The sequence below is a fragment of the uncultured Helcococcus sp. genome, from assembly GCF_946998255.1.
GTDB lineage: Bacteria > Bacillota > Clostridia > Tissierellales > Peptoniphilaceae > Helcococcus.
The window spans coordinates 1-3956 of the sequence record NZ_CAMPYN010000081.1 but is presented as its reverse complement, the minus strand read 5'-3'; the positions used below and the strand labels follow the sequence as shown (position 1 = coordinate 3956).

7 protein-coding genes are annotated in these 3956 nt (G+C 29.6%); all 7 read left to right on the top strand.

What is annotated here, in order from left to right:
* Nucleotide 1 precedes the first annotated feature (1 nt).
* Complete coding sequence (yhbY, locus tag Q0U66_RS05610) at nucleotides 2–289, top strand: ribosome assembly RNA-binding protein YhbY (RefSeq protein WP_297378507.1); 288 nt, start codon at nucleotides 2–4, stop codon at nucleotides 287–289.
* A gap of 7 nt (nucleotides 290–296) precedes the next feature.
* The gene (gene nadD / locus Q0U66_RS05605; RefSeq protein WP_297378504.1) at nucleotides 297–887 is read left to right on the top strand and encodes a nicotinate-nucleotide adenylyltransferase; all 591 of its coding nucleotides are present in this window, start codon (nucleotides 297–299) and stop codon (nucleotides 885–887) included.
* Complete coding sequence (gene yqeK, locus Q0U66_RS05600; protein WP_297378501.1) at nucleotides 875–1450, top strand: bis(5'-nucleosyl)-tetraphosphatase (symmetrical) YqeK; 576 nt, start codon at nucleotides 875–877, stop codon at nucleotides 1448–1450. The genes nadD and yqeK overlap by 13 nt, the downstream gene beginning before the upstream one ends.
* Nucleotides 1443–1751, top strand: a complete 309-nt coding sequence (gene rsfS, locus Q0U66_RS05595; RefSeq protein WP_297378498.1) for a ribosome silencing factor — start codon at nucleotides 1443–1445, stop codon at nucleotides 1749–1751. Before yqeK ends, rsfS begins: the two co-directional genes overlap by 8 nt.
* A gap of 25 nt (nucleotides 1752–1776) precedes the next feature.
* A complete protein-coding gene (locus tag Q0U66_RS05590; RefSeq protein WP_297378494.1) occupies nucleotides 1777–2400 on the top strand; it encodes a helix-hairpin-helix domain-containing protein in 624 nt (207 codons plus the stop codon).
* 60 nt (nucleotides 2401–2460) lie between these two features.
* Nucleotides 2461–2688: a preprotein translocase subunit SecG gene (gene secG, locus Q0U66_RS05585; RefSeq protein WP_297378492.1), complete on the top strand. Its 228-nt coding sequence runs from the start codon at nucleotides 2461–2463 to the stop codon at nucleotides 2686–2688.
* Nucleotides 2689–2820: 132 nt separating this feature from the next.
* On the top strand, nucleotides 2821–3956 hold a 1136-nt coding region (locus Q0U66_RS05580), incomplete at its 3' end, for an RNB domain-containing ribonuclease (RefSeq protein ID WP_297378489.1).

Below are 3956 nucleotides of genomic sequence, written 5' to 3'. Positions count from 1 at the left end.
AATGATTAATTCAAAACAAAGAAAACATTTAAAATCATTAGCAAATACCATGGATCCAAAGGTTATAATTGGTAAAAATGGTATAACAGAAAATCTATTAACACAAATAGATGATACACTTGAGGCTAATGAATTAGTAAAGATAAAAATATTAAATAACAACTTAGATGATCATAATGATTTAATTCAAGAAATTTTAAAAGAGTTAAGTGCAGAATTTGTCTCACATATGGGTAATAAATTTGTTATTTATAGGCAAAGTGAAGACAAGATAATTACTTTACCATAGGTCAGATATGAAAGTCGGTTTATTTGGTTCATCATTTAATCCCATTCATATAGGTCACTTAGTAATAGCTGAACAGGCAAGGGTAAGGCTTGGTTTGGACAAGGTATTATTCATACCAACTGCCAATCCTTACCATAAAAAAGTTGATCTTTTAGACTATGATATAAGGTATGAGATGGTGGAAGAAACAATAAAAGATAATAAGTATTTTGAACTTTCAGATATAGAAAAAAACTTGAAGAAGAATTCTTATTCTTATGATGTAGTCAAAAAGTTAAAGAAAAAAAGTAAGGACGACTACTATTTTATAATGGGGTCAGATTCTTTCCAGGAGATAGAATCTTGGTATGAATACAATAAGTTTATAGATCTTTTAGATCTTGTAGTCTTCAAAAGACCAGGCTATGATGTAGAAGGTGACCACTTAAATAAAATGAGGAACTTTTCTAAAAATAGGATCTTTTATTTTGACGACTTACAATTAGAAATTTCTTCGACCTATATTAGAAATAGCATTAGAGATGGTTATATCCCAAAGTATCTTTTAAGGGAAGAGACAATTGCTTATATAAAGGATAAAAAATTATGGCAAGAGTAGATGAGATAAGAGAAGATTTGTCTAAGAAGTTAGAAAAAAATAGATATATACATGTCTTAGGAGTAGTAGAAGCAGGACTTAGATTAAATCAATACTATAAGCTTGGTCTTGATGAAGATAAGGTTGAATTGACCATGCTCCTACACGATTGTGCTAAGGGGTTAGAAGACGAATACTTTGAACAGTATAAGGACAAATATAAACTGAATAAGGAAGAAATCTTTGAATTTCCTGCATTGGCCCATGCCTACCTAGGAGCAATAGTTGCCAAAGACTTATATGGGATTGATGATCCTGAAATTTTGGAAGCTATAAGGATTCATACTTGTGGTAAAGAAGATATGAATGACTTGGAAAAAGTCCTATTGTTGGCTGATTTTATTGAAGTTAATAGAAGCTTTGAAAATGCAGAAAAAGCAAGACAATCCTTAGATTTAGGTTTAGACAAGTGTGTATTGATGACTTTTGATATGACTATAAAACATTTAATAGATGTAAATGCTATAATAGATTTAGAAACATTGAAAGCAAGAAATTATTTACAAAGGAGAATTGATGAATAAACTTGACATTGTTTTAAAAGCAATAGACAGCAGGCTTGGAGAAAATGTAAAAGTTATAGAAATAGGGGACAAAACACCAGTAGCTGACTATTTCGTTATAGTTACAGGTACTTCTATCCAACATACAAAGGCTCTAGCCAACGAAATAGAAATGAAATTAGAAAAAGAAGGTTATGAAATATATGCCAATGAAGGATTTAGAGATGCTTCATGGATACTAGTAGATTTGGGTGACATTATAGTGCATATATTTACCGAAGAACAGAGAGAATTTTACGATTTAGAAAAATTATGGGATTAGACAGCTCGCCCATTTAGGGGGAGTTATGAAAATAAAAAACAATTTAGATAAGATTGTAACCATATTACTTATTATAATCATTGCAATATTTGGTTTTATAAATAGAAATAAAATAAAAGAATTTGATAATACTGCTAATCTTAAGTCTGAAGAAGAAGTCGAGACTAGGACTGAAAGCTTTTTAGAAACTAATACTGAAGATCAAAAACCAGTACAAACTAAGATTTATGTTGATATATCTGGATGTATAACAAATCCTGGAGTTTATGAGATGGAGCATGATGCTAGGATGAATGACCTGGTAGAAAAAGCTGGAGGTTTGTGTAAGGAAGCTGACATAGAAGGTATAAATCTTTCTCAAAAATTAGAAGATGAAATGAAAATCCATGTTTATAAAGTTGGTGAAAATTCTTCTAAACTTGAAGAAACTACTCCCAGATCCACAAAAGCAGCAAGTAATAAGGTTAACATAAACAAGGCAGATTTATCAGAATTAACTACTTTACCAGGTATTGGTAAAACTAGAGCAGAAGAGATCATATCCTATAGAAATACTAATAAATTCAAATCTATTGAAGATATAAAAAATATATCGGGCATAGGTGAAAAAACATTTGAAAAACTAAAGGATAAGATAAGTATTAATTGAAAAAATCAGGGATATTTGATATAATTCCAATATTGTAGAAATTTTATGAAAGAGGTTTAAATGAAAACAGTATTTTTAGCCTTACTAGTTATATCTAGTTTAGGTATTATTATTAGTACTTTGTTAATGGAACCTAAAGCTGAAGGAATGGGATCTTTATCAGGACAAGATTCAAATGTATTTGGTGCAGGTGCTACAAAAGCAAAAGAAGCATTATTAAATAAAATTGTTGTGGTATCAGGAGTTTTATTCTTAATATCATCAATAGTGTTAGCAGTAGTTAGCTAATATCCAAAACCTGGTTTTAAAACCAGGTTTTTTATTTGTTAAAATCTCATATAAAAAGAATGAAAAGACACAAATTTTCCCATTCTCCTTCAATAATGGTATAATTTTAATATGAGTAAAAAAGGAAAAAATATGAAAGTTTTAATAGGAAAATTAGATATAAATAAAAAAGGCTTTGGTTTTGTCATTCCAGATGATGAAAATGAACAAGACATTTTTATTGGTAAAGATGATTTAAATAGAGCTTTGGATAATGATAAAGTTAAAGTTAAGATAACTAAAGATGCGGGAGATGGAAATAGACCTGAAGGAAAAATTATAGAAATTATTTCTAGAAATCCAGATATATTAGTTGGAGAATTCCAAAAGGTTAAAAAGTATGGCTTTGTTATATTAGATGATAGTAATGCCAGATATGATATTTTTATACCGCATGAAAATATAAATGGCGCTAAAAATAGGGACAAGGTTATAGTTAAAGTAGTTGACTTCAAGAAAAAGGATAAAAATCCTACAGGAAAAATTGTTGAAGTATTAGGTAATGTAAATGATACAGGTATAGAAATACTTTCTATTGCTAAAAAGTTTGATTTACCTGATGAGTTTTCTTATGAAACTCTAAATTACGCTAAGTCTTTACCAGATAAACCTAGCAAGAAAGAAATTTCTAAAAGGGTTGATTTTAGAGACTTATTTACAGTTACCATAGATGGAGAAACAGCTAAAGACTTCGATGATGCTATTTCCATTGAAAAAAATGGTGATACTTATGACTTATATGTCCATATAGCTGATGTGGCAAATTATGTAACAGAAAATTCAGCTATCAACCAGGATGCCTATGAAAGAGGAAATTCTGTTTATTTATTGGACAGGGTTATACCTATGCTACCAGAAGAATTATCAAATGGACTATGTTCATTAAACCCCGACGTGGATAGGTTAACTGTCACAGTTAAGATGAAAATAGATAAGAAAGGTAAGGTTTTAGACTATGACTTTTATGAGTCAGTGATAAAGAGTGATTATAGGCTAATTTATGATCAAGTATCAGATTTATTAGAAGGAAAAAATAACATTTATAATGATGATATATTAGTTGAAAAACTTCACTTAATGAAAGACCTTCACCAAATTTTACAAGACAAACGTGAATTAAAGGGAGCCTTAGACTTTGACTTTAAGGAAACTATGATAGTTTTAAATAAAGTTGGTCGTCCAATTGATATAAGAGAAGTTGAAAGACGTGTTGCTAACATGATTATTGA

Excerpts from the sequence above, each read along its gene's own strand:
- yhbY (WP_297378507.1), top strand. The coding sequence starts at position 2 with ATGATTAATTCAAAACAAAGAAAACATTTAAAATCATTAGCAAATACC.
- nadD (WP_297378504.1), top strand. The coding sequence starts at position 297 with ATGAAAGTCGGTTTATTTGGTTCATCATTTAATCCCATTCATATAGGT.
- yqeK (WP_297378501.1), top strand. The coding sequence starts at position 875 with ATGGCAAGAGTAGATGAGATAAGAGAAGATTTGTCTAAGAAGTTAGAA.
- rsfS (WP_297378498.1), top strand. The coding sequence starts at position 1,443 with ATGAATAAACTTGACATTGTTTTAAAAGCAATAGACAGCAGGCTTGGA.
- Q0U66_RS05590 (WP_297378494.1), top strand. The coding sequence starts at position 1,777 with ATGAAAATAAAAAACAATTTAGATAAGATTGTAACCATATTACTTATT.
- secG (WP_297378492.1), top strand. The coding sequence starts at position 2,461 with ATGAAAACAGTATTTTTAGCCTTACTAGTTATATCTAGTTTAGGTATT.